Source organism: Bradyrhizobium sp. USDA 3650 (genome assembly GCF_054057395.1).
In genome coordinates, this window is the sequence record NZ_JBSRZG010000001.1 from 7,936,114 (window position 1) to 7,957,682 (window position 21,569).

Genomic DNA, 21,569 nt, shown 5'->3' on the forward strand with positions numbered 1-21,569 from the left:
CGGTTGCGCGGTTCCCACTGGTGTAAATTCGCCGCAACCGAATCCGCCTTGCACCACCATGCAAGATGACGCACATCATGCCAATCGGCAGGCTTGGCAAATTGCTATTTCGCACGCAGAGCTTGCAGGCCGGACACACCAAAAAGGGGGCCGAATAGGCCGCCCGGCGCTCTTCTATTGGGGGGCGAACGCGCCTATATTCCGGCGTCTTTTCCAAGAGGTAGGAATGTTTCGATCGACCTGGACCGCCGTCGTCACGGCACTGTGCATAGCCTTTTCGGCCAACTTCAATCCGGCCGCCGCGCAGGACCGCCGTGTGCCGTCCTCGCCCGCCGAACTGCGGCTGTCCTACGCGCCGATCGTGCAGCGGGTGCAGCCGGCGGTCGTCAACGTCTATGCCGCCAAGGTGGTGCAGAACCGCAACCCGCTGCTCGACGACCCGATCTTCCGCCGCTTCTTCGGCGTGCCCGGCCAGCAGCAGGAGCAGGTGCAGCGCTCGCTTGGTTCGGGCGTGATCGTCGATGCCTCCGGGCTCGTTGTCACCAACGTCCACGTCATCGAAGGCGCCGACCAGGTCAAGGTGTCGCTGTCGGACAAGCGTGAGTTCGAGGCCGAGATCGTGCTGAAGGACTCTCGCAGCGATCTGGCCGTGCTGCGGCTGAAGGACACCAAGGAGAAGTTTCCGGCTCTCGAATTCACCAATTCGGACGAGCTGCTGGTGGGGGACGTCGTGTTGGCGATCGGCAATCCCTTCGGCGTCGGCCAGACCGTGACTCACGGCATCATCTCGGCCCTGGCGCGCACGCAGGTCGGTATCACCGACTACCAGTTCTTCATCCAGACCGACGCGGCGATCAATCCTGGCAATTCCGGCGGCGCGTTGGTCGACATGAACGGCCGGCTCGCGGGCATCAACACCGCGATCTATTCGCGCTCCGGCGGCTCGCAGGGCATCGGCTTCGCGATCCCCGCCAACATGGTGCGCGTCGTCGTCGCCTCCGCCAAGGGTGGCGGCAAGGCGGTCAAGCGGCCCTGGCTCGGCGCGAAATTGCAGGCGGTGACGCCCGAGATCGCCGAGAGCCTCGGTCTGCGTTCGCCGACCGGTGCGCTGGTCGCAAGCGTCGTTCCGAACGGACCGGCGGCCAAGGCCGGGCTGAAATCCTCCGACCTGATCGTGTCGATCGACGGCCAGACCGTGGATGATCCCAACGCCTTCGACTATCGTTTCGCCACACGGCCGCTTGGCGGCACGGCGCAGATCGACGTGCAGCGCGGCGGCAAGCCGGTCAAGCTGACTGTGGCGCTGGACGCCGCGCCCGATGCCGGCCGCAACGAGCTCGTCATCACCGCGCGCTCGCCTCTCCAGGGCGCGAAGGTCTCGACCATCACCCCGGCGCTCGCCGATGAGCTGCATCTGGACGCCGATACAGAAGGCGTCGTGGTCACCGATCTCGGCGGCGACAGCGCGGCCGCGAATGTCGGCTTCCAGAAGGGCGATGTCATCCTGGCCGTCAACAACCAAAAGATCAGCAAGACCAGCGATCTCGAAAAGGCGGCGGCCGAGCGCCAGCGCATCTGGCGCATCACGCTGGTGCGCGGCGGCCAGCAGATCAACGTCACGCTGGGCGGATGAGTCCGAAGCGACCACAGGAGACGCCGACTCTCTTCGCCGCGGCGGGGCTCGAACACGAGGCTCCGCATCCGCTGCCGGATCGGCTGCGGCCGCGCGCGCTCTCGGAGGTCGTCGGCCAGGATCACATCCTGGGTCCCGACGGCGCGCTGACGCGCATGCTGGAGACGCGCACGCTGGGCTCGCTGGTGTTCTGGGGTCCGCCCGGCACCGGCAAGACCACGGTCGCGCGGCTGCTTGCGGACGCCACCGATCTGCATTTCGAGCAGATCTCCGCGGTGTTCTCCGGCGTCGCCGATTTGAAGAAGGCCTTTGAGGCCGCGCGCGCACGCCGCGAGATGGGCAAGGGCACGCTGCTGTTCGTCGACGAGGTGCATCGCTTCAACCGCGCCCAGCAGGATTCGTTTCTGCCCGTCATGGAAGACGGCACGGTGGTGATGGTCGGCGCCACCACGGAAAATCCGTCCTTCGAGCTCAACGCGGCGCTTCTGTCCCGGGCGCGCGTGCTGGTGTTTCGCTCGCTCGACGCGGCCGCGATCGAAAAGCTGTTTGCGCATGCCGAGGAGGTCGAGGGCCGCAAGCTGCCGCTTGACGAGGAAGCGCGCGCCGTGCTGGTGCGCATGGCCGATGGCGACGGCCGCGCGTCGCTGACGCTCGTCGAGGAAGTCTGGCGCGCCGCGCGCAAGGACGAAATTTTCGACGCCGCGCAGTTGCAGGAGATATTGCAGCGCCGCGCGCCCATCTACGACAAGTCGGCCGACGGCCATTACAATTTGATCTCGGCGCTGCATAAGTCGGTGCGGGGCTCCGATCCCGATGCCGCGCTGTATTATCTCGCGCGCATGCTCGACGCCGGCGAGGACCCGCTGTTTTTGGCCCGCCGCGTCGTGCGCATGGCGGTCGAGGATATCGGCCTTGCCGATCCGCAGGCGCTGGTCATTGCCAATGCCGCCAAGGACACCTTCGACTTCCTCGGTCATCCCGAGGGCGAGCTCGCGATCGCCCAAGCCGTGGTCTATCTCGCCACCGCGCCAAAATCGAACGCCGTCTACACCGCCTTCGGCAAGGCGATGCAGGTCGCAAAGCAGGCCGGCTCGCTGCTGCCGCCGAAACATATCCTGAACTCGCCGACCAAGCTGATGAAGTCGGAAGGCTACGGCGCATCTTACGAATACGACCATGACGCCCCCGACGCCTTCTCCGGACAGGATTACTTCCCGGAAGCGCTGGGCCGCCAGACCTTCTACGACCCGCCCGACCGCGGGTTCGAGCGGGAGATCAGGAAGCGACTGGATTATTGGGCGAAGTTGCGGAAGGAGCGGGGTGGGGCCTAACCCTTTCGGGCTTGCTGTAGGGTTCGATTTACGGTTTACGTAACGCGTAATTCACGCTAGTCCGGCCAAGAAATCGCCATGCCCCGCACGCCCATACATCCCGGTGAACATCTTGCCGAAGAACTGCGACAACTCGGCATCTCCGCCGCAGAACTCGCGCGTCAGGTCGATGTACCCGTGAACCGGATCACCGGCATCATCAATGGACAGCGCGGCATCACGGCCGATACGGCGTTGCGTCTTGGTCACTGGTTCGACACCAGCCCGCAGTTCTGGATGAACCTGCAGCAGCAATATGAGCTGCGCCTCGCGGAAAAAGAGGTGGGGGCGCAGGTTGCGTCGCTGCCGCGCCGCGCGACGGCGCAGTCGACACCAAAGTTTGGAAAAACCGCATGAGCCGCCGCATCAAGAGAATGAACCCGAAACCCCGCGAGCGCGACGAGCGCAAGGAGGCGCGCCCGTTCAAGGCGCGTAGCGCGAAGACGGCTGGGCCGCGGCCGGGCGGCAAGCCCGGCGCGAAGTCGCCGCGCTTCGCGAGCGAGCGCGTCGAGCGGCGTGTGGCCAAAGCCGAACCGGAAAAGGCTGCGCCGGCAAAGCCCCCCGTCGAGGCATTGCTGCCGACCAAGGTGCAGACCGTCAAGGTGACGGCCGACGAGAACAATATGCGCGTCGACCGCTTCCTTGAAGCGCACTTTCCCGGCCTGTCGTTCTCCCACATCCAGCGCGTCGTTCGTAAAGGCGAGCTGCGCGTCGACGGCAAGCGCGTCGACAGCAAGGACCGGCTGGAGGAGGGCCAGAGCGTGCGCATTCCGCCGCTGAAGCTCGACACGCCGAAGGCACCCAACCCGCAGTCGGAGGCGGCGCAAAAGACGCTTGCCGCGCTGAAGGAAATGACGATTTACGAGGACGACGACGTTCTCGTGCTGAACAAGCCGGCCGGACTTGCCGTGCAGGGCGGCTCGGGCATGACGCGACACATCGACCAGATGCTGGAGGTGATGCGCGATTCCAAGGGCCAGAAGCCGCGCCTCGTGCACCGCATCGACAGGGAGACTTCGGGCTGTCTCCTGGTCGCCAAGACCCGCTTTGCCGCCTCGCATCTCACCGGCGCATTCCGTTCGCGGTCGGCGCGAAAAACCTATTGGGCGCTGGTGCCGGGCCTACCGAAGCCGAAGCAGGGCCGCATCTCGACTTTCCTGGCGAAAGAGGAGAGCGAGGACGACACCATCATGCGCATCGCCCAGCATGGCGACGAGGGCGCAAGCCACGCTGTGACATACTATGCGGTTGTCGAAACCGCCGGCAACAAGCTGACCTGGGTGTCGCTGAAGCCGGTGACCGGGCGCACCCACCAGCTGCGCGCCCACATGGAACATATTGGCCACCCCATCGTCGGCGATCCCAAATATTTCAACATCGAGAACTGGCAATTGCCGGGCGGCCTGCAAAACCGGCTGCATCTGCTCGCGCGCCGTATCGTCATCCCGCATCCGCGCGGCGGCTTCATCGATGCCACCGCGCCGCTGCCGCAGCACATGCAGCAGTCATGGAACCTGCTCGGGCTCGATGCGAGCCGGTTTGATCCGATCGAGAACGCGCCTGAAGAGTAGTTGGTTTGCTATCGGCTTGCCACCTGGCGGGCCAGGTTCATTCTTATCAATTTACGAAACCGGTCAGACGCCACTGCGGGATTCTGACGACGAAACATCGCGACAATGTTGAATACTAGAAAGAACGGGGTTGTGAGAATTCCTCTTGGAGACCACCATCCCATCAAGAGGCAGCACAACAAATCTCCCCTTTGCCGCTGACGGGCACAGGTCTGGCAAGCAACAAAAGAACTTGTTTGCCATGATGAATATACGAAGAAGGACTTTATCTTGTGGGAGTCATGGATATCGACAGTACGGTTCTGACCGCAATTCGGGCACGGTCCCGCGTGCTCCTGCGCAATGATTGCATCCAACTTGTCGGAGGAAAACCCGTCGAGGCAGCTGAGCAATGCTTTCCCTCTTGAGTGACAAAGCCCGTTACAATAGCGATACGGCCCGTCCTTTATCGCCCAGCCTCTATAAGTCCCACTGCAATGGTCGCATGTAGCCATTGCTGCCTCCTGCAAATCCACGGCCGGCGAACGAAACGCCAGATCGGCTAGACTACCTCAATTCCGAAACTGCTCCAGAAACATCCGCAGGCTATCGTGCGGGCTCTCGACATCCGTGATCAACCACCCTTCGGGCCCGCTGATCAGGATAAAGTTCAGAGTCACCGGCCGGCCGCGGTTGTCGAAATTCGCCGCGACATAGGTCTTGTCGTATTGCCTCCGAATGACCGCGATCGCGACGGGGCCGAGCTTCCAGCTCGGGCTCTGCACCAGGAAATCGTAGGGCGCGACCCGCGGCGCGGACCACACCTTGCGCAAGGAGGGGTCGAAGAATTGCCGGGCGGTGGCGGCATCCCGCGGTAGGCCGTTGGAGAGCTCCGGCGCGCCCTGGCCGTAATGGGCGTAGACGTTCCGGACGACCGATTCCGGAGTCCGAAAGCCGGCCTGCGCAGCGGCCAGCCAAAACCCGGCGAACAGAGCCAAAATGCCCGCAAGTTCCCTCATACCTGCCGCTCGCTTTATCGGTCGCCGCTCTTACCTTACAAGCCTAGCATTGAGTGATCAGGGCCGAAAACCAGATGCGCGAATTGTTCGATGAAGCTGCGGGGCGATCCCCGCTTGATCCGCAGGAATTGGTGCGCCAGGCCGCGCGCGTGCCGTTGCGCAAGCGCTTCTACAAGGAGGTGGGGGTGGCCGAGGCTGAGGGCGGTTTTGCCATCATGCTCGACGGGAAGGCGATCCGCACGCCGTCCGGCCGCCAGGTGATCATCCCTTCGCGCGCGCTGGCCGACGCAGTGGCTGCGGAGTGGGCGGATCAGGACGAGACGATCAAGCCCATGACCATGCCGCTGACGCGGATCGCCAACAGTGTGGTCGAGGGCGTCGTCGACCGCGTCGATCTCGTCACGGACGACCTTGCAAAATACCTCCAGTCCGATCTGCTGTTCTATCGCGCCGGCCATCCCGAGGGACTTGTCGCCCGCGAGGCCGCGCATTGGGACCCCGTGCTGTTCTGGGCCGCGGAGACGCTGGGGGCGCATTTCATCCTGTCCGAAGGCATCATGCATGTGACGCAGCCGGATGAGGCTGTCCGAGCCGCGCGCGCCGCGCTGCCCCATGACGCCTGGTCGGTCGCCGCCCTCCACGTGATCACCACCCTGACCGGCTCGGCGCTGCTGGCGCTGGCGCTTGCCCATGGCGTGCGCGACGCCGCCCAGGTCTGGGCGGCAGCCTATGTCGATGAGGACTGGAACGCCGAGAAATGGGGCGTGGACGAGGAAGCGGCCGGCCGCCGCGCCGCCCGCCTGCGGGATTTCGAGGCTGCCGTGGCGGTTTTGACCGCGGTGAAGCCACCCGCGGTCGGAGGTCCTTAACGAGAGGTTTACGACGCAGGCGTTAGGGTGGCCCGCGCTCCTGGGCCCCTCGCGATGCCGACGCCGATAAGCTCGATCCTTCCCGTCAGTGCCGCCAGCCCTGTTGCTGACGCGGCGACGCCCGATCTTGTGCTACAGGCCGGCAGCGTCGTCGACGCAAGAGTCGTCAGCGTGCTCGCCGACAATCTGGTGCGGATCGCGATCGCCAGCCTCTCGATGGATGTGATGTCCGAGGTGGCGCTGACACCGGGCCAAAATCTCCAGCTTGCGGTGTCGCAGAACGGCGGCACCATCCGGCTGGCCGTCATGGGCGGCGCAGGCGAGGCGGCCGCCGATCAGGTCACGCTAACGCCGGCTGCGGCCTCGCTGGTGGACAGCCCGTCGCTAGTGCCGTCAGCGAGCGCGGCCCGCAATGCCCTCACACCGACCGAGCAGGTCGCCGTCACAGAAGCATCGGCCGAGGCTGTGACGAAGCAGGGCAGCCAGGCGCCGCTGTTCGCCAATCTGGCCGCGGTGGTCACCGGCAGCGATCTTCCGGCGGGGCTGAAGCAGGCGATGCTGGGCGTGCTGGCGCAGCAGACGCCGCTCAACACCGGACTCGAAGGCGGCGACATCGAGTCCGCTTTCCAGAAGTCCGGGCTGCTCCTCGAGGCCTCGCTCGCCGCAGGCGCGACTCCGTCCTCCGGCACGATGCCGGATTTGAAAGCCGCGCTGCTGGTGCTGCGGCAGACGCTGGCAACGCTCGATACGGCGCCACAGACGCAAGGTGCCACCCTTCCAGCCGGTACCGGGGCAACACCGCAGGTCACGACCGCGCAGACGCAGGCTGCACAGGCCGCATTGCCCGCAACCGAACCCGAGATCGCCCAATCACCGCAAATGCCGCGCAGCGCCAATCTCGCGGCCGCTGTGCTGGCGGACATCGCTGGCGGTGCGCCGCAACCTGCGATGCCGCGAACCATATCTGCGGGCCTTGCTGTGAGCCTCCTGCAAGAGATCACACAAAACCTGCCGCGCATGACGGGGAACGTACCGGGCTCGAACAAGGCCGTGCCCGACGGACATATTTTCGATGCCGCCGCGCGCGCGACGCCACCACCGGTTCGCGGCGCGCTGCCGTCGCCGCAATCCATCGCCTCGCCGTCACTCGCACCGGATACGCCGCTTGCCGCGACCGTGCATCGCCTGCTCGACGACACCGATGCCGCCCTCGCGCGCCAGACTTTGCTCCAGGTCGCTTCGCTCCCCGATCGCACTGACGCCAGCGGTCACAGGATCGATCCGACTGTGCCGCAGTGGAATTTCGAGATTCCATTCGCAACGCCGCAGGGTACGGCAATGGCGCATTTCGAGATCTCGCGCGACGGCGGCAATGAATCCGCCGATCCCGCCAGGCGCGCCTGGCGTGCGCGCTTCACACTCAATGTCGAGCCGACCGGCCCCGTGCACGCTTTGATTACGCTCAACGGTGACAAGACCTTCGTGCGGATGTGGGCGGAGCGGCCGGCGACCGCACAGCAGCTTCGCGCCGGAATCGGTGAGCTCAACCAGGCCCTGACCAGGGCCGAGCTCAAGCCCGGCGACATCCTGGTCCGCGATGGCACCCCGCCGCAGCCCACTCCGGCCCGCGCCGGCCACTTCCTGGATCGCGCCACATGAGCGACCCGTCGAAGCTTGCGATTGCGCTCCATTACGAGAAGGGCAGCAACGCGCCGGTCGTCGTCGCCAAGGGCAAGGGTACGATCGGCGAAAAAATCGTCGAGATCGCCAAGGCCAACGACATCCCGATCGAGGAGAACGAAATCCTGGCCGGTGCGCTCTCCAAGGTCGAACTCGGCGAGGAGATCCCACCCGACCTCTACAAGGCCGTCGCCGAAGTGCTGGTGTTCGTGCTGCGGCTGTCGGGCAGGCGGTAGCTGTCATCGTTTCACCACGATAACGGCTTCATGGTCGGATCCATTTTATCATTCAACGGACATCGCTCTTGCTCACCCGCCGTTCGACTCTCGGTCTTCTCGCCGCAACCGCGATCCTGCCGTCGCGCACACTCGCTCACGTCGCGCCACCGCGAAATGAAATCCGTGACAGCCTGGCAAAGCGCTTCACCGACCTCGGCACATCAGGCACCTTCGTCGGCTACAAGGTCGAGGATTATCTGATCGTCGCCAGCGACAAGGAACGTTCGGGCGAGGCCAAGCTGCCGGCTTCGACCTTCAAGATACCGAACTCGCTGATCGCGCTCGAAACTGGCGTCGTCACTGACCCCGACAAGGATGTATTTCCCTGGGATGGCGTGAAGCGTCCGATCGAGGCCTGGAACAAGGACCACACGCTGCGCAGCGCGATTCTCGTCAGCGCGGTGCCGGTCTATCAGGAGATTGCGCGTCGGATCGGGCAAGAGCGCATGCAGAAGTATGTCGATCTGTTCGACTATGGCAATCGCGACATCGGCGGCGGCATCGACCAGTTCTGGCTCACTGGCGCCTTGCGCATCGATCCGGTCGAGCAGGTCGATTTCGTCGACAGGCTGCGCCGCCGCGCGCTGCCGATTTCGAAGCGCAGTCAGGATCTCGTCGCTGACATCCTGCCGGTGACCAAGGTCGGCGATAGCGTCATTCGCGCCAAGTCCGGGCTGCTTGGCGCCGAGCGCGGCGAGCCGTCGCTGGGCTGGATGGTGGGCTGGGCCGAGAAGGGCGAAGCGCACACCGTGTTCGCGCTCAATATGGACTGCAAGGAGCCGCGTCTGGTCGGCGAGCGCATGCCCCTGACGCAAGCCTGCCTTGCCGAGATCGGCGCGATCTAGCGCTATCACGCTGGCGTTGCTCGACTAGCATCCTCCGGTCAAGAAAAACCGGAGGGACAACATGAACTCAACGCCACTCTGGCTGTCGTCGTTGACGCTCGCCGCCGCAGGCGGCTGGCTCGCCGCCACGATGTTTGCCGGCCCCGCCACCAGCAAGGAGCCGCGCTTTCCGCAGCTCACCATGGACCAGCTCGACGCCAAGCAGAAACCGCTCGGCGAGCAGATCATGAAGGTCTCGAGCGTCGGCATCGGCGGTCCCTACAATCCGATGATCCGCAGCCCGGTGCTCGGCCAGCGCCTGTTCGACCTGTTCCACTATCTGCGCTGGGAAACTTCGGTCCCGACAAAACTCAACGAGTTTGCGATCCTGATCATCGGGCGGCAATGGCGCTCGCAGGTCGAGTGGTACGCCCATGCGCCGCTGGCGGCGAAGGCGGGCCTGTCGCCCGACATCATCGCGGAGCTGAAGGCCAATAAGCGGCCTGCGAACATGGCCGAGGACGAGGCCGTCGTGTACGACTTCGTCACCGAGCTCACCACGACCAGGAAGGTCGGCGACGAAACCTATGCGCGCGCGAAGAAGGTGTTCAACGATCAGCAGATCGTGGACCTCACCGCGGTCGCCGGCAATTACGTGATGGTCGCGATGCTGCTGGCAATGGCGGAGGAGACCGTGCCGCCGGACAAGCAGGAGCCGTTCAAGCCGGGCGAGCCGTAGCCTCCGTCATTGCGAGGAGCCCTTGCGACGACGCAATCCAGACTGCCTCGGCCGAAAGATTCTGGATTGCTTCGCTGCGCTCGCAATGACGGAGTATGTCGCGCTGGCCTAAGCCAGCTTGAACAACACTTGCAAAAACTCCTCCACGGCCTTGCGCGACTGGGCGGCTGTCGTTGGATTGCCGCCGACATGCGGATTGAGCTCGACGCAGGCATCCTGGTAGGTGAACGGCGCTTTCGTATCGGCGTTCATCAGCACGCCGCCGTCGCCTTCGCGGATCTGGCAGTTGCGCACGGTCTGCGAACCCGTGGACACGGCGACGGTACTGACGCCGAGTAGCCCACTGTCAAAACCGTGCGCGCTGTCGGGGTATTCGGTCAGCACCACGTCGCGGCCGGCCGTCTTGAGTCGCTCGACGAAAGCCTTGCAGCTCTTGACGGGATTGTAGTCGTCGGGCGTGCCGTGGAAGATGCGGATCGGGCGCGCGGCGATGTCCGTGTCGTTCTGATAGGTCGTCGAGCAGTCGGGGTAGAAGGGAATGTAGGCGGCGAACTGGATGCCGGACTTGTTCCAAAGCTTGTGGAAGCGGTCGAGACTCGCATAGAGCGTCGCCTGTCCGCCGCGTGAAAAGCCCATCAGCACGATACGATCAGGATCGACGCGGGGATGTTTCGCGAGGATCTCCAGCGAACGGTAGATGTCGATGACGAGGTTGAGCCGGCCGAGCAGGGCCTGGTTCGGCCCCACCACCGTCAGCCCGCGGCCGGTAAAGCCGTCGATCACGAAGGTCGAGATGCCCATGGCGTTGAACGCGTGCACCCAGGCTTCGGTGGTGGCGCCGACGCCGCTCGAGCCGTGCATCAGCACCACGACGGGGAGTTTTCCGCTGCCTTGCGCCACGCGGAGTTCGCCGGCGACCGTCACCGGCTTTCCGGCCGCGGCGTCGCCGCTGAGGAATTGCTGGTCGGAGAGGGTGAGCGAGGGGATCGGGTAGATCTCGGCGCGGGTAGCGACTTCCCTGGGAAGCGATTGCGCGTTGGCGCAAATGCCGACGAACAGCGTTGAAATGCAGAGCGCCATGGCGACGCGGAATGCCGTCGGCATCGGATCCTCCCCCGTGATTTTCAGTGAGTAGAACAACAGGCCTGCGCGCTGTCAAATTGACGCAAGCCGGCGGTTCGCCTCAGGCGGGATCGGCCTTCTTCACCGTCAGCGCCTGGTCGATCGCAAAACCGCCAATCTCGCTCATCGCCTGCGAAATCACGTCGCCCTTGCGGGCAAAGCCGGCCGAGAGGAAATCGAACTGGGTGCGCGCCAGCCGCAGCACCTCGATCGGCACGGAGATGGCGGTCTCGTTGAAGCTGTCGACCGAGGCGTGCAGCGTCTCCAGCTCGCTTGTGAGCTGGCCGATATGGCTCTCGGCGTGCTGCATCAGGCCGAGCAGCTTGCCGCGCTCGGCATCGAACGCCGCGCGCTCGGCCGCCGCGGCCGCGGTGACCTCGGCAAGCTGGCTGCGCAGCGCGTCAATTTGCTTGACCATGGCGTCGGACGCCATCTCACCGGCCTCGCGCAGCTCGCTGTTGCGCGTGTTCTCTTCGTGCTCCCGGTGATAGAGGCGTTCCGCCGACATCGCCCGTTGCGCCAGCGACTCGATCAGCGCGGCGGCGCGCAGCAGCATTTCGCCGTTCCGCCCCGACACCATGCTGGCCATGCGCCGCAGGAAGTCGGTGGTTTCGGACGACGAGTTCGGCGGCAGGGGAACGACCGTCGCGGACATGGGGTGATGCTTGCAGCCGGAAATGATGACCGCCGCCGTACCGACTGAGCTCACGCAACATTCGGCGCCTGATCGCAAGCTTGGAGCAAGCCTGAATCGCCGCGCCCGGTCAACCGGGCAGGGCCAGATTTGCAACTGCGTCAGGTATCCTTCTGCCGGCCGATCCGGCCGAGATGGGTGAAGCCGAACCCGGCCGAATATTTCAAGCCATAGCCCAGCGCCCGGTCGACGCCGATATGGGCGAGCCAGATCAAGGCGATGGACAGGGTGAGCGGCGAGGCGAGGCCGAAGCCGAGCGTCAGCAGCGCGACCGGCGCCATGTAGCTGTGGGCGGCGTTGTAGACCATGGCGCCGAGTTTTGCGTCCGACAGGTATGCCAGGAAGCTCAGATCAGGGACGAGGAACAGCAGAGCAAAGACCACGCCACGAGCCGTCCCAGGTCCAGTAGAGCATCACCATCCCCACAAACAGGGTCAGGCCCTCCAGCCGCAGCAGGATGTTGACGCCGCCGGTCGCAGCGCCGGTCTCGGCCGTTCCTTCGGTCATGCTCGTCTCCCAGGCAAAACTTTGAAATTCCTTGCGCTTTCCCGCTGCGGCAAGGCAGCCCTGCGGCGCGGAAAGCCGCTTCCCGGCCCGCAAAATGCCGTGTTAGAACCCCGGCAATCGCATTTAGGCTAGGAACTGGCGGGAGCAAATGAAGAATATCCTGGACGCCCTTGAAGACCGTCGCGCCGGCGCAAAGCTCGGCGGCGGGGAGAAGCGCATCGAGGCGCAGCACGCTCGCGGCAAGCTGACCGCACGTGAACGCATCGAGCTCTTGCTCGACAAGGGATCGTTCGAGGAATTCGACATGTTCGTCGAGCACCGCTCCACCGAATTCAGCATGGAGAAGAACAAGGTGCCCGGCGACGGCGTCGTCACCGGCTGGGGCACCGTCAACGGCCGCAAGACGTTTGTCTTTGCCAAGGACTTCACCGTGTTCGGCGGCTCGCTGTCGGAAACACACGCGCTGAAGATCACAAAGCTTCAGGACATGGCGATGAAGGCGCGGGCGCCCATCATCGGCCTCTATGACGCGGGTGGTGCCCGCATCCAGGAAGGCGTCGCAGCGCTCGCCGGCTATTCCTACGTGTTCCGCCGCAACGTGCTCGCCTCGGGCGTGATCCCGCAGATCTCGGTGATCATGGGCCCCTGCGCCGGCGGCGACGTCTATTCGCCTGCGATGACCGACTTCATCTTCATGGTGAAGAACACCAGCTACATGTTCGTCACCGGCCCCGACGTGGTGAAGACCGTCACCAACGAGGTCGTCACGGCCGAAGAGCTCGGCGGCGCCTCGGTGCATGCCACGCGCTCCTCGATCGCCGACGGCGCCTTCGAGAACGACGTCGAGACGCTGTTGCAGATGCGGCGCCTGATCGACTTCCTGCCGTCCAACAACACCGACGGTGTGCCGGAATGGCCGAGCTTCGATGATATCGGCCGCGTCGACATGTCCTTGGACACACTGATCCCCGACAATCCGAACAAGCCTTATGACATGAAGGAGCTGATCCTGAAGGTCGTGGACGAGGGCGACTTCTTCGAGATCGCGGACGCTTTTGCCAAGAACATCGTCACCGGCTTCGGCCGCATCGCGGGCCGCACCGTCGGCTTCGTCGCCAACCAGCCGATGGTGCTCGCCGGCGTGCTCGACTCTGACGCTTCGCGCAAGGCGGCGCGCTTCGTGCGTTTCTGCGATGCCTTCAACATCCCGATCGTCACCTTCGTCGACGTGCCGGGCTTCCTGCCGGGCACCGCGCAGGAATATGGCGGGCTGATCAAGCACGGCGCCAAGCTGCTGTTTGCGTACTCGCAGTGCACCGTGCCGCTGGTCACCATCATCACCCGCAAGGCCTATGGCGGCGCCTTCGACGTCATGGCCTCCAAGGAGATCGGCGCCGACATGAACTACGCATGGCCGACCGCCCAGATCGCGGTGATGGGCGCCAAGGGCGCGGTCGAGATCATCTTCCGCGCCGACATCGGCGACCCCGACAAGATCGCCGCCCGCACCAAGGAATACGAAGACCGTTTCCTTTCCCCCTTCATCGCCGCCGAGCGCGGCTACATCGACGACGTCATCATGCCGCACTCGACGCGGAAGCGGATCGCGCGGGCGCTGTCGATGCTCAAGGACAAGAAGGTGGAAACACCGGCGAAGAAGCACGACAATTTGCCGTTGTAAGCGGACTTGTAGCCCGGATGAGCGTAGCGACATCCGGGTTTTCCATCCAACTCCCGCATGTCACTTCGCTCATGCGGGCTACAGATTCTGTTTCTGACTTGGCATCCTCGATCCAAATCGAATGACCGACAGCGATCCGACTGACGAGATTTCAGACATCGAAGCGCGTATCGAGGCTTTGGCCGAGATCGCCGAGCGATGTCGGAAGTACATCCTGGCATCCAAGCTCGCGATCGGCGGCGGGGCTGCGCTGTTGCTGATCACGATCCTCGGCTTGCTCGGGATGGGCCAGACCGCCGCGCTCGGATCGATCGCTCTGGTGCTCGGCGGGATCGTCTCGCTCGGTTCGAACGTCAGCACGCTGCGACAGACGGAGAGCGCGATCGGTGATGCGGAGGCGCTTCGGTCTCAAATGATCAGCCGCATCGACCTTCGTGTGGTCGCCGATACGCCGATGAAGCTCGTGTAACCGAGCAGCCTTACGCCGCAGCCCTGCGCGACAGCACCTGCAGCTCCTCGCGGCATTCGGCTGCGAACGCCTGAAGCTGCTCCGCGGTTTGCCGGTCGAGGATCGCTTTTGCCAGCCGTTCGGCGCGGGCAAGCTGGTCTCTGAGATATGCGATGCGGGCCATGTGTCACCTTCCGCAGGGTTGATTTGATGGCCGTGACCCTACGGCCATCGCCGGATTCATTATGTGAGGCACGTCACACCTCACGCGGGCGCGGCGTCAGCGGGCCGCGTCCGCCGCAGCGAAATGCGCCATCTGGTCGGCGTGGGCCTTGGCGAAGGCCGGGCGGGCGGTGGCGCGCGCGACGTAGGCGCGGCAGGCCGGATGCTCCGTGAGACCGTCAAAATGATCGACGAGGCGCAGCACGTCGGCCATCAGGATGTCGGCGACGGAGAAGGAGCCCGTGAGCCACTCGCGCGCCGCCAGCACCGGCTCGAGATGCTTGAGCCGAAGCTTGAGGAAGTCGTCCACGAATTTCCAGGCCGCCGTGTCGGTCGGATGTCCCATGAACTTCGACATTCCCCAAGGCAGGCTGGCCATCTCCACCGAATTGAGCGCCGCGAATACCCATTTCGTCGTCTCGGCGCGGCCGCGCGGGTCTTTGGGCATCAGCTTCGCGCTGCGGTCGCCAAGATGCAGCAGGATCGCGCCGGTCTCGAAGATGGAGATGTCGCCGTCGGTCAGCCATGGCACCTGGCCGAACGGCTGGTGCGCGAGATGCGCAGCGCCGCGATCGTCAAACGGCACGCTGGCGACGCGATAGGGCAAGGCGGCTTCTTCCAGGGCCCAGCGCACGCGAAGATCGCGCACCCAGCCTCGCGGTGGTTCGGGAACCCAATTGAAAGTGGTCAGGGTGAGGTCGGCCATTTGCTGTCTCCGTGTCCTGGTTCGAAGCAAAGGACGAGCGAAGGGCGCACATTCCGACACCAGTGCCACTCTTTTTTGTTGTCCGCGACGTCACCGGCTAGTCTCACCCCCAAACAACAGGAGGAAATCCGATGCCGTCAGCCTTCTTCGTCGTCCGCGCCATCGTCACCGATGCCGGCAGGCGCGCCGCCTTCGACAGGTGGTACGAGACGGAACATCTGCCCGACGCGATGAAGGCGTTCGGTGCGGCTAAGGCCTGGCGGTTCTGGAGCCTCGACGATCCGTCACTGCATCAGGCGATGTATCAGTTCGAGAGCGAGGCTGCGCTGCACGCCATGCTGAAGGGCGATGCGCTGACGCAGCTGGTGGCGGATTTCAAGCGCGATTGGCCCGACGTGACGCGCACGCGCGAGTTGCTGGTGCTGGCGCAGGAGTTCGGGAAATAGAGCACCGGGCTTACTGCGCTGCGAATTCTCCTGTCACCTGCGCAACGAAGCTGAACGCGCGATTCAGCTTCGGTTCATATCGTCACCGCGACACTCGCCTCTGCATCACTGGCACGACCATCCAAGAGGAAAGAAGTCATGGAGCGCCGGAACTTTTTGAAATTTGCAATCGGTGTCGCGGCCGGAGCTGCCGCGTTCACGACCGCCGCACAGGCCGCGCCGCTGGCGCCGCAGCCGCTCGGTGATCCCAGGAAGCCGCAAGGCAATCCCGACGCTCATCCCGCAGTCACGAGCAGCGATGAAGCCGCGCAGTTGAAGCCGGAGCAGGTGCACTGGCACGGCCATCACCGTCATTGGGGTTGGCGCCGCCGTCACTGGGGCTGGCATCGCCGGCGCTGGCACCGCCGCCATTGGTAAGCGTCGCGCTAAGCGAGGCTCAAACGGGGACCGCGATCACGGTCCCCGTTCTGATTCGAAACATCCCGGTGCGACGTCAGGCGCTCAAAAGAAAATGGCCGCGCAGGCTTTCGCCGCGCGGCCATTTCGCTATGCGAAAAACGAGATCAGAACGGGCGGCAGCGGCCGGCGTACCAGCGGAAGCCGTAGGGGCACACGCGCGCGCGCGGCACGACCACGACAGGGGCCGGCGCAACCACGATCGGACCCGGGCGGACAACGACCGGACCGCGCATCGGGCGGCAGCCGCCATAGGCGCCGCGATACCAGCCGGGACCGCAACCGCCGGCGGCGCTGGCCGCCTCGCTGAAACCAACGACCGCGCTGGCGAGCATCACGGCGGCGAACAGGTATTTCATTTGATCTTCCTTCTTGTCCTTGGGGGGTAGGCTTTGGGGCGGGTTCTAGGAGGGCTTGGCGCTTTCGGCGCACCATGAATCAAAAGACACGATTCGACACGTTAAAATCGCAACCTGCCGACACGACGCCAGCCAAATCTGCCAATCATGACCTGAATGCGGCATGAACATTCCCCGCACGCGGCTCGGAGCGACAGCAATGTCGCTAGCGGCCGAGAAAGCCCAGGACCAGCTCCTTGTACTTCTCAGGCGCCTCCAGGAAGACGAGATGGCCGGTGTCCGGGATCACCTCGGCGTGCGCATTCGGCATCTTTGCGGCCAGTGCTTTCGCGAGCTCGGCGTTCTGCCCCATTTTCGCGCGCAGCGCCTCCGGTGCGTTCGGCCGGCCCGGCGCGTTGTGGTCGTCGGCGCCCATGATGAACAGCGTCGGCTCGGTGATCAGTGCGATCTCGTGCGCCACCGGCTCGCGATAGATCATCTGGCCGGAACTGACGAAGGCGCGCAGCCAGCGCGAATAATCAGGGCTGCCCTTGATGTTGAAGCGGGCGTCGATGAACGGCGTGATCGCGTCCGGCGGCAGCTTGATGGCGTAATTGGTCTGGAGCTGCTTGCGATAGCCATCGGCCGTGAGCTTGTCCTCGGTCTCGATGATCCTCTCGGTGGGCGTCGGCGGCACATAGAGGCGGTAGTCTTCCAGCCCGATCGGGGCCGTCAGAACAAGGTGGGCGACGCGGTCGGGAAAGGTGCGGGCGATGCGGACGCCCAGCATGCCGCCGAGCGAATGGGCGACGATCTCGGCCTTGTCGATCTTGAGGTGATCGAGCAGAGCGATGGTGTTGCGCGCCAGATTGTCGAAATGCAATTCGCCGATCGGCTTGGAGGATTTGCCGAAGCCGATCTGGTCCGGCACCACGACGCGGAAGCCGGCCTCGCTCAGCATCTTGATAACAGGCGCCCAGTAGCTCGACGGGAAGTTGCGCCCGTGCAGCAGCACCACGGTGCGGCCGTTCGGCTGCGCAGGCGGCACGTCCATGTAGGCCATGCTGAGCTGCTCGCCGTCATTGGTCAGAGGCAGCAGGTGCACGGGATAGGGATAGGCAAAGCCTTCGAGTGCGATGCCGTAAGGCTCGCGCGGGGCGGCGTCGGCGGCGCGCGTGGAGGTGAGCGGAGAGGCGATGAGGACGGCGGCGAGCACGGTCGGGAGGAGGCGGATCATGGGGGTCTCTGTGTGTGACAACCGTGGCCATAAACGCGTGGACGGCCGGGTCAAGCGAGAGACGTCGTTCACACGGAGTTGTGTTTAGTCCCGCCCGTCACCGAACAACGCGGCGAACTGCTTCTCGCCGGTGCGGGTGAAATTCACCACGCGGCTGCCGGGCGTGGCGTCGCGGGCGGCCCATTTCAGCTCGGCGAAACGCTGCATCATCGCAGCGCCCAGCGTGCCGGCGAGATGGTGGCGCCGCTCGCTCCAGTCGAGGCAGGCCTTGCAGACCGGCCGGCGCGGATGGGCGAGCATGTCGGGCGAGATCTGCAAATGCTTGGCCAGGAAGCGCTCGCCCTCGGCCGTCAGCTCGATTTCCTGCTTCTTCTGCCTGATCAGGTTTTGCGCGCGCAGGGTGTCGAGCATCTGCACGCCGAGATCACCGGCGAGATGGTCGTAGCAGATCCGGGCACGCCGCAGCGCGGGATCCTTCGGCCCGGTGCGCACGCGCATATGGCCGGTCCGCGCGGCGAGGCCCGCAAGGCCCTCCAGCACCCCGGCGACATCGTCGTCGGTGAGGCGGTAGTAGCGGTGGCGGCCCTGCTTCTCCGGCTCGATCAGGCCACCGGCCTCGAGCTTGGAAAGATGCGAGCTCGCGGTCTGCGGTGTGATGCCGGCCTCCTGCGCCAGCTCGCTTGCGGTGAGCGCGCGGCCGTTCATCAGCGCCGTGAGCATGTTGGCGCGTGCGGGATCGCCGACGAGCGAGGCGATCATGGCGATGTCAGGACCTGATTTCATGCTTCGATGGTAGCCGAAGCATCGCGGTGGGGCAAGCGCGTACCGTGTCTCCCGTAAACACGTCATTGCGAGCGAAGCGAAGCAATCCAGTGCTTTAGCGGCGGCGGTGTCGCTCACGCGTTTCGCAACGATAAATCAGGAGCCCATCATGCCCATCACCGTCTTCATCCGCTACCAGCTCGATCCCTTCAAGCGCGCGCAGTTCGAGGAGTATTCAAAGCGCTGGCTCACCATCATCCCGAAATGCGGCGGCGATCTGATCGGCTATTTCATGCCGCACGAGGGCACCAACAATATCGCGTTTGCGTTGATCACCTTCGAGAGTCTGGCTGCGTATGAGGCCTATCGCGCCCGGCTGCGTCAGGATACGGAAGGCATGGCGAACTTCCACTTCGCCGAGGAGCACAAATTCATCCTCGCGGAAGAGCGCACGTTTCTGCGCCAAGTGGTTTTGTAAGTGGTATCGTAGCCATCAACGACAGGAGAGATGCCCATGATCGCCGTGATCTTCGAGGTCTGGCCGAAGCCGGAACACCGCCAGGATTATTTCGACCTCGCGGCCGACCTCAAGCCGATCCTGCAAACCATCGACGGCTTCATCTCGGTCGAGCGTTTCGAGAGCCTGACCGACAAGGGCAAGATCTTGTCGCTGTCGTTCTGGCGGGACGAGTTGGCCGTGCAAGCCTGGCGCAACACGATGGAGCACCGCCGCACCCAGGCCAAGGGCCGCGCAAAAATCTTCGCCGATTATCACTTGCGTATCGCCAGCGTCATCCGCGACTACAGCATGAATGATCGCGAGCAGGCGCCAAAGGACAGCCGCGCGGTGCACGACGCGCACTAGCGCGCGCGGCGGCACGTCCCCATCTCTGCGCGGCCAACAAGGGAGAGAAACATGCACGTGACAACTGCTGACAAGCGCGCGACCTTCAGGAAGCTGCACGAGAGCGGCTGCTTCATCCTGCCCAATCCGGTCGACGTCGGCAGCGCGAAAGCGTTGCAGCATCTCGGTTTCAAGGCACTCGCGTCGTCGAGTGCGGGCTTTGCCTGGACCATCGGCAAAGCCGACAACCACGTCACCGTCGAGGACGTCTGTCAGCATCTGGCGGCATTGAGCACGTCCGTCGACATCCCCGTGAACGCGGATTTCGAGGGCGGCTTTGCGGTCGAGCCGGACAAGGTCGCGGACAACGTCGAGCGCTGTGTGCGCACCGGCGTTGCGGGCCTGTCGATCGAGGATTCCACCGGCGACAAGGACAAGCCGATCTACGAGCGCGCGCTCGCAGTCGAGCGCATCCAGGCGTCGCGCAAGGCGATCGGCGATAGCGGCGTGCTCTTGGTCGGCCGCTGCGAGGCCTATCTGTGGGGCGTGACCGACCTCAAGCTCGTCATCGACCGGCTCGCCGCTTACGCCGATGCCGGCGCCGATTGCCTTTACGCGCCGGGCCTGAAGAGCCGCGAGGACATCGCCGCGGTGGTGAAGGCTGTCGCACCCAAACCGTTCAACCTGTTGATCGGCGGTTCCGGGCTGTCATTGCAGGAAGCTGCCGATCTCGGCGTGCGCCGGATCAGCGTCGGCGGTTCACTCGCTCGCGCCGCCTGGGGCGGCTTCATGCGGGCCGCGAAGGAAATGGCGGAGAAGGGCACCTTCGCGGAACTCGCAAGCGGCTATCCCGGCGGCGAGCTCAACAAGATGTTCAGCTAAGACAAACGAAAGCGGCGGGATGGGAGTCCCGCCGCTGTCGCATATTGTTGCAATTCGTTACTTCGCGCCGTCAGCAGGTGCCGGCGTGTCCGGTGCCGGCTTGCTCGGCGCGGCGCCCGTGGTCACGCCCGGTCCGGTGTTGGTGCGCGGCGTCACGTCGCGCATGCCGGGAGGTGCGGCCGGATTGGTAGCCGGTGCCTGCTGCGCGGTCTGCGTCGCCGGCGTAGTGCTGGCCTGGTTGCTGGTGCCGGTGTTGTTCAGGCCGTAGAATACGGCACCCAGCACCAAGGCAATGGCCACTGCGAACAGGGCTACTTTGCCGCTGGAGGCGGGGCCTTCGCCAAGCTCAGGGTCGACCTGAAGCTGGGCATCCCGTCGCGCCGCATTACGATACTCATCATCGGCGAGATTCGGGCGGTACGGATCGTTGGTAAAACGGTCGTCAGCCATCGATTGGTTCTCCTCGATTATTGCGGCTGGACAACCCATAGATGAGAGCTTCTGTTCCGCCCTCCTTACTGCTTTCGTCGTATGTTGCGCCCGCGGCGGGAATCGGGAACCTGTTCGCTGGGGAACCTGAAGCGTAAGCTCCGCTGACGGAAGGGAACAAAGCGATGTGGAGCTTGCCGCCGAGCGACAGCGTGCTGCATCTGTTGTCGCTGGTCGCAGTCGCGGCGCAAGGCATGACCGCGGCGCTCGCTGCCGGTCGCCGCAGCATGGATTGGCTCGGCGTCTGCTTCCTCGGCTGCATCACGGCGCTCGGCGGCGGCACCTTGCGCGATCTCTTCCTGGGGCACTATCCGCTGGCCTGGGTGCAAAACCCCATCTACCTCGCAATGGCCGGGGGCGCCGCCTTCCTCACCATTCTGATGGCGCGGCTGGTGCATCGGCTGAAACTGGCCTTCATCGTGCTCGACGCCATCGGCCTCGTCGTCTTCACCATGACCGGCTGCGACATCGCCTGGCAGATGGATGCCACGCTGCCGATCGTCATCGTCTCCGGCATGGTGACCGGTTGCGCCGGCGGCGTGTTGCGCGACGTGCTCTGCAACGACGTGCCGCTGCTGTTCCGCTCCGAACTCTACGCCAGCGTCTCGGTAATGACGGGACTGTTCTATGCGACCGCCTTTGGCCTCAAGCTGAACGCCGAGCTCTGGACCATTTTGACGTTCGTCCTCGGCATCAGCTTCCGTCTTCTCGCGGTGCGCTACAAATGGGAGATGCCGAAATTCGTCTTCACGGAAGAGGAGGAGCGGTAGATC

26 protein-coding genes and 1 pseudogene are annotated in these 21,569 nt (G+C 64.5%); 17 read left to right on the top strand and 10 right to left on the bottom strand.

All coding sequences use genetic code 11. From position 1 onward, the window contains the following. Nucleotides 1-226 precede the first annotated feature (226 nt). The 4 genes from ACVIN2_RS37505 to ACVIN2_RS37520 all read left to right on the top strand — a co-directional run bounded on the left by ACVIN2_RS37505 (nt 227) and on the right by ACVIN2_RS37520 (nt 4,574). Nucleotides 227-1,633: a DegQ family serine endoprotease gene (locus tag ACVIN2_RS37505; protein WP_456769442.1), complete on the top strand. Its 1,407-nt coding sequence runs from the start codon at nt 227-229 to the stop codon at nt 1,631-1,633. Beyond that, entirely contained in the window at nt 1,630-2,964 is a 1,335-nt protein-coding gene (locus tag ACVIN2_RS37510) for a replication-associated recombination protein A (RefSeq protein WP_456769443.1), read from the top strand. The genes ACVIN2_RS37505 and ACVIN2_RS37510 overlap by 4 nt, the downstream gene beginning before the upstream one ends. A gap of 78 nt (nt 2,965-3,042) precedes the next feature. Then, nucleotides 3,043-3,360 carry a HigA family addiction module antitoxin gene (locus ACVIN2_RS37515; protein WP_456769444.1) on the top strand — a complete coding sequence of 106 codons (318 nt, stop codon included), beginning with the start codon at nt 3,043-3,045 and terminating at the stop codon, nt 3,358-3,360. Then, a complete protein-coding gene (locus ACVIN2_RS37520; protein WP_456769445.1) occupies nt 3,357-4,574 on the top strand; it encodes an RluA family pseudouridine synthase in 1,218 nt (405 codons plus the stop codon). Before ACVIN2_RS37515 ends, ACVIN2_RS37520 begins: the two co-directional genes overlap by 4 nt. A gap of 551 nt (nt 4,575-5,125) precedes the next feature. On the opposite strand, the gene ACVIN2_RS37525 is transcribed toward ACVIN2_RS37520, so the two are convergent. Beyond that, nucleotides 5,126-5,572, bottom strand: coding sequence for a hypothetical protein (locus tag ACVIN2_RS37525; RefSeq protein WP_456769446.1), 447 nt, complete (start codon nt 5,570-5,572; stop codon nt 5,126-5,128). A 74-nt stretch (nt 5,573-5,646) separates the two neighbouring features. Between ACVIN2_RS37525 and ACVIN2_RS37530 the strand changes: the two genes are divergently transcribed. The 5 genes from ACVIN2_RS37530 to ACVIN2_RS37550 all read left to right on the top strand — a co-directional run bounded on the left by ACVIN2_RS37530 (nt 5,647) and on the right by ACVIN2_RS37550 (nt 9,962). Beyond that, entirely contained in the window at nt 5,647-6,441 is a 795-nt protein-coding gene (locus tag ACVIN2_RS37530) for an ATP12 family chaperone protein (protein WP_456769447.1), read from the top strand. A gap of 54 nt (nt 6,442-6,495) precedes the next feature. Then, nucleotides 6,496-8,100: a flagellar hook-length control protein FliK gene (gene fliK, locus ACVIN2_RS37535; RefSeq protein ID WP_456769448.1), complete on the top strand. Its 1,605-nt coding sequence runs from the start codon at nt 6,496-6,498 to the stop codon at nt 8,098-8,100. Then, nucleotides 8,097-8,357, top strand: a complete 261-nt coding sequence (locus ACVIN2_RS37540; RefSeq protein WP_007603059.1) for an EscU/YscU/HrcU family type III secretion system export apparatus switch protein — start codon at nt 8,097-8,099, stop codon at nt 8,355-8,357. Before fliK ends, ACVIN2_RS37540 begins: the two co-directional genes overlap by 4 nt. A 68-nt stretch (nt 8,358-8,425) precedes the next feature. Next, nucleotides 8,426-9,244 carry a class D beta-lactamase gene (blaOXA, locus tag ACVIN2_RS37545; protein WP_456769449.1) on the top strand — a complete coding sequence of 273 codons (819 nt, stop codon included), beginning with the start codon at nt 8,426-8,428 and terminating at the stop codon, nt 9,242-9,244. 61 nt (nt 9,245-9,305) lie between these two features. Next, the gene (locus tag ACVIN2_RS37550; protein WP_456769450.1) at nt 9,306-9,962 is read left to right on the top strand and encodes a carboxymuconolactone decarboxylase family protein; all 657 of its coding nucleotides are present in this window, start codon (nt 9,306-9,308) and stop codon (nt 9,960-9,962) included. Between the two features lie 108 nt (nt 9,963-10,070). Here the strand turns inward: ACVIN2_RS37550 and ACVIN2_RS37555 are convergent, their stop codons facing one another. The 3 genes and pseudogenes from ACVIN2_RS37555 to ACVIN2_RS37565 form a co-directional block, all read right to left on the bottom strand. Then, on the bottom strand, nt 10,071-11,066 hold the full coding sequence (locus tag ACVIN2_RS37555; RefSeq protein ID WP_456769451.1) for a dienelactone hydrolase family protein: 996 nt from the start codon (nt 11,064-11,066) through the stop codon (nt 10,071-10,073). A gap of 79 nt (nt 11,067-11,145) precedes the next feature. Continuing rightward, nucleotides 11,146-11,739: a hypothetical protein gene (locus ACVIN2_RS37560; protein WP_456769452.1), complete on the bottom strand. Its 594-nt coding sequence runs from the start codon at nt 11,737-11,739 to the stop codon at nt 11,146-11,148. A gap of 140 nt (nt 11,740-11,879) precedes the next feature. Continuing rightward, a pseudogene (locus ACVIN2_RS37565) lies at nt 11,880-12,285 on the bottom strand (DUF4260 domain-containing protein). Nucleotides 12,286-12,433: 148 nt separating this feature from the next. On the opposite strand from ACVIN2_RS37565, the gene ACVIN2_RS37570 reads away from it, so the two are divergent. Next, the gene (locus tag ACVIN2_RS37570; RefSeq protein ID WP_456769453.1) at nt 12,434-13,966 is read left to right on the top strand and encodes an acyl-CoA carboxylase subunit beta; all 1,533 of its coding nucleotides are present in this window, start codon (nt 12,434-12,436) and stop codon (nt 13,964-13,966) included. A 121-nt stretch (nt 13,967-14,087) separates the two neighbouring features. Continuing rightward, entirely contained in the window at nt 14,088-14,435 is a 348-nt protein-coding gene (locus ACVIN2_RS37575; RefSeq protein ID WP_456769454.1) for a hypothetical protein, read from the top strand. Nucleotides 14,436-14,445: 10 nt separating this feature from the next. Here the strand turns inward: ACVIN2_RS37575 and ACVIN2_RS37580 are convergent, their stop codons facing one another. Both ACVIN2_RS37580 and ACVIN2_RS37585 read right to left on the bottom strand, forming a co-directional pair. Continuing rightward, complete coding sequence (locus ACVIN2_RS37580) at nt 14,446-14,598, bottom strand: hypothetical protein (RefSeq protein WP_018456483.1); 153 nt, start codon at nt 14,596-14,598, stop codon at nt 14,446-14,448. A gap of 96 nt (nt 14,599-14,694) precedes the next feature. Then, nucleotides 14,695-15,342 (bottom strand): glutathione S-transferase family protein, encoded by a 648-nt coding sequence (locus tag ACVIN2_RS37585; protein WP_456769455.1) that lies wholly within the window; start codon nt 15,340-15,342, stop codon nt 14,695-14,697. Nucleotides 15,343-15,473: 131 nt separating this feature from the next. Here ACVIN2_RS37585 and ACVIN2_RS37590 point away from each other — a divergent pair, with 131 nt between their 5' ends. Both ACVIN2_RS37590 and ACVIN2_RS37595 read left to right on the top strand, forming a co-directional pair. Next, on the top strand, nt 15,474-15,788 hold the full coding sequence (locus tag ACVIN2_RS37590) for a hypothetical protein (protein ID WP_456769456.1): 315 nt from the start codon (nt 15,474-15,476) through the stop codon (nt 15,786-15,788). A gap of 138 nt (nt 15,789-15,926) precedes the next feature. Then, on the top strand, nt 15,927-16,205 hold the full coding sequence (locus ACVIN2_RS37595; RefSeq protein WP_456769457.1) for a twin-arginine translocation signal domain-containing protein: 279 nt from the start codon (nt 15,927-15,929) through the stop codon (nt 16,203-16,205). Between the two features lie 146 nt (nt 16,206-16,351). Here the strand turns inward: ACVIN2_RS37595 and ACVIN2_RS37600 are convergent, their stop codons facing one another. The 3 genes from ACVIN2_RS37600 to ACVIN2_RS37610 all read right to left on the bottom strand — a co-directional run bounded on the left by ACVIN2_RS37600 (nt 16,352) and on the right by ACVIN2_RS37610 (nt 18,602). Further along, on the bottom strand, nt 16,352-16,603 hold the full coding sequence (locus ACVIN2_RS37600; protein WP_007603074.1) for a GCG_CRPN prefix-to-repeats domain-containing protein: 252 nt from the start codon (nt 16,601-16,603) through the stop codon (nt 16,352-16,354). 205 nt (nt 16,604-16,808) lie between these two features. After that, entirely contained in the window at nt 16,809-17,819 is a 1,011-nt protein-coding gene (locus tag ACVIN2_RS37605; RefSeq protein WP_456769458.1) for an alpha/beta fold hydrolase, read from the bottom strand. Between the two features lie 84 nt (nt 17,820-17,903). Next, nucleotides 17,904-18,602, bottom strand: a complete 699-nt coding sequence (locus ACVIN2_RS37610) for a metalloregulator ArsR/SmtB family transcription factor (RefSeq protein ID WP_456769459.1) — start codon at nt 18,600-18,602, stop codon at nt 17,904-17,906. A gap of 148 nt (nt 18,603-18,750) precedes the next feature. Here ACVIN2_RS37610 and ACVIN2_RS37615 point away from each other — a divergent pair, with 148 nt between their 5' ends. The 3 genes from ACVIN2_RS37615 to ACVIN2_RS37625 are packed head-to-tail and all read left to right on the top strand — an operon-like array spanning nt 18,751 to nt 20,307. Continuing rightward, on the top strand, nt 18,751-19,059 hold the full coding sequence (locus ACVIN2_RS37615) for an NIPSNAP family protein (protein ID WP_456769460.1): 309 nt from the start codon (nt 18,751-18,753) through the stop codon (nt 19,057-19,059). A gap of 36 nt (nt 19,060-19,095) precedes the next feature. Continuing rightward, nucleotides 19,096-19,446: an antibiotic biosynthesis monooxygenase family protein gene (locus ACVIN2_RS37620; RefSeq protein WP_456769461.1), complete on the top strand. Its 351-nt coding sequence runs from the start codon at nt 19,096-19,098 to the stop codon at nt 19,444-19,446. Nucleotides 19,447-19,497: 51 nt separating this feature from the next. Further along, the gene (locus tag ACVIN2_RS37625) at nt 19,498-20,307 is read left to right on the top strand and encodes an isocitrate lyase/PEP mutase family protein (protein WP_456769462.1); all 810 of its coding nucleotides are present in this window, start codon (nt 19,498-19,500) and stop codon (nt 20,305-20,307) included. 57 nt (nt 20,308-20,364) lie between these two features. Here the strand turns inward: ACVIN2_RS37625 and ACVIN2_RS37630 are convergent, their stop codons facing one another. Beyond that, nucleotides 20,365-20,757, bottom strand: coding sequence for a hypothetical protein (locus tag ACVIN2_RS37630; protein ID WP_456769463.1), 393 nt, complete (start codon nt 20,755-20,757; stop codon nt 20,365-20,367). Between the two features lie 164 nt (nt 20,758-20,921). Here ACVIN2_RS37630 and ACVIN2_RS37635 point away from each other — a divergent pair, with 164 nt between their 5' ends. Next, entirely contained in the window at nt 20,922-21,566 is a 645-nt protein-coding gene (locus ACVIN2_RS37635) for a trimeric intracellular cation channel family protein (protein ID WP_456769464.1), read from the top strand. Nucleotides 21,567-21,569: the final 3 nt, after the last annotated feature.

Bases quoted from the DNA above. Each gene is read 5' to 3' on its own strand.
- ACVIN2_RS37595 (WP_456769457.1), top strand. From the start codon at position 15,927: ATGGAGCGCCGGAACTTTTTGAAATTTGCAATCGGTGTCGCGGCCGGA.
- ACVIN2_RS37570 (WP_456769453.1), top strand. From the start codon at position 12,434: ATGAAGAATATCCTGGACGCCCTTGAAGACCGTCGCGCCGGCGCAAAG.
- ACVIN2_RS37605 (WP_456769458.1), bottom strand. From the start codon at position 17,819: ATGATCCGCCTCCTCCCGACCGTGCTCGCCGCCGTCCTCATCGCCTCT.
- ACVIN2_RS37600 (WP_007603074.1), bottom strand. From the start codon at position 16,603: ATGAAATACCTGTTCGCCGCCGTGATGCTCGCCAGCGCGGTCGTTGGT.
- ACVIN2_RS37615 (WP_456769460.1), top strand. From the start codon at position 18,751: ATGCCCATCACCGTCTTCATCCGCTACCAGCTCGATCCCTTCAAGCGC.
- ACVIN2_RS37630 (WP_456769463.1), bottom strand. From the start codon at position 20,757: ATGGCTGACGACCGTTTTACCAACGATCCGTACCGCCCGAATCTCGCC.
- ACVIN2_RS37560 (WP_456769452.1), bottom strand. From the start codon at position 11,739: ATGTCCGCGACGGTCGTTCCCCTGCCGCCGAACTCGTCGTCCGAAACC.
- ACVIN2_RS37610 (WP_456769459.1), bottom strand. From the start codon at position 18,602: ATGAAATCAGGTCCTGACATCGCCATGATCGCCTCGCTCGTCGGCGAT.
- ACVIN2_RS37580 (WP_018456483.1), bottom strand. From the start codon at position 14,598: ATGGCCCGCATCGCATATCTCAGAGACCAGCTTGCCCGCGCCGAACGG.
- ACVIN2_RS37510 (WP_456769443.1), top strand. From the start codon at position 1,630: ATGAGTCCGAAGCGACCACAGGAGACGCCGACTCTCTTCGCCGCGGCG.
- ACVIN2_RS37505 (WP_456769442.1), top strand. From the start codon at position 227: ATGTTTCGATCGACCTGGACCGCCGTCGTCACGGCACTGTGCATAGCC.
- ACVIN2_RS37635 (WP_456769464.1), top strand. From the start codon at position 20,922: ATGTGGAGCTTGCCGCCGAGCGACAGCGTGCTGCATCTGTTGTCGCTG.
- ACVIN2_RS37575 (WP_456769454.1), top strand. From the start codon at position 14,088: ATGACCGACAGCGATCCGACTGACGAGATTTCAGACATCGAAGCGCGT.
- ACVIN2_RS37530 (WP_456769447.1), top strand. From the start codon at position 5,647: ATGCGCGAATTGTTCGATGAAGCTGCGGGGCGATCCCCGCTTGATCCG.
- ACVIN2_RS37520 (WP_456769445.1), top strand. From the start codon at position 3,357: ATGAGCCGCCGCATCAAGAGAATGAACCCGAAACCCCGCGAGCGCGAC.
- ACVIN2_RS37515 (WP_456769444.1), top strand. From the start codon at position 3,043: ATGCCCCGCACGCCCATACATCCCGGTGAACATCTTGCCGAAGAACTG.
- fliK (WP_456769448.1), top strand. From the start codon at position 6,496: ATGCCGACGCCGATAAGCTCGATCCTTCCCGTCAGTGCCGCCAGCCCT.
- ACVIN2_RS37525 (WP_456769446.1), bottom strand. From the start codon at position 5,572: ATGAGGGAACTTGCGGGCATTTTGGCTCTGTTCGCCGGGTTTTGGCTG.
- ACVIN2_RS37620 (WP_456769461.1), top strand. From the start codon at position 19,096: ATGATCGCCGTGATCTTCGAGGTCTGGCCGAAGCCGGAACACCGCCAG.
- ACVIN2_RS37550 (WP_456769450.1), top strand. From the start codon at position 9,306: ATGAACTCAACGCCACTCTGGCTGTCGTCGTTGACGCTCGCCGCCGCA.
- ACVIN2_RS37540 (WP_007603059.1), top strand. From the start codon at position 8,097: ATGAGCGACCCGTCGAAGCTTGCGATTGCGCTCCATTACGAGAAGGGC.
- ACVIN2_RS37625 (WP_456769462.1), top strand. From the start codon at position 19,498: ATGCACGTGACAACTGCTGACAAGCGCGCGACCTTCAGGAAGCTGCAC.
- ACVIN2_RS37590 (WP_456769456.1), top strand. From the start codon at position 15,474: ATGCCGTCAGCCTTCTTCGTCGTCCGCGCCATCGTCACCGATGCCGGC.
- ACVIN2_RS37555 (WP_456769451.1), bottom strand. From the start codon at position 11,066: ATGCCGACGGCATTCCGCGTCGCCATGGCGCTCTGCATTTCAACGCTG.
- ACVIN2_RS37585 (WP_456769455.1), bottom strand. From the start codon at position 15,342: ATGGCCGACCTCACCCTGACCACTTTCAATTGGGTTCCCGAACCACCG.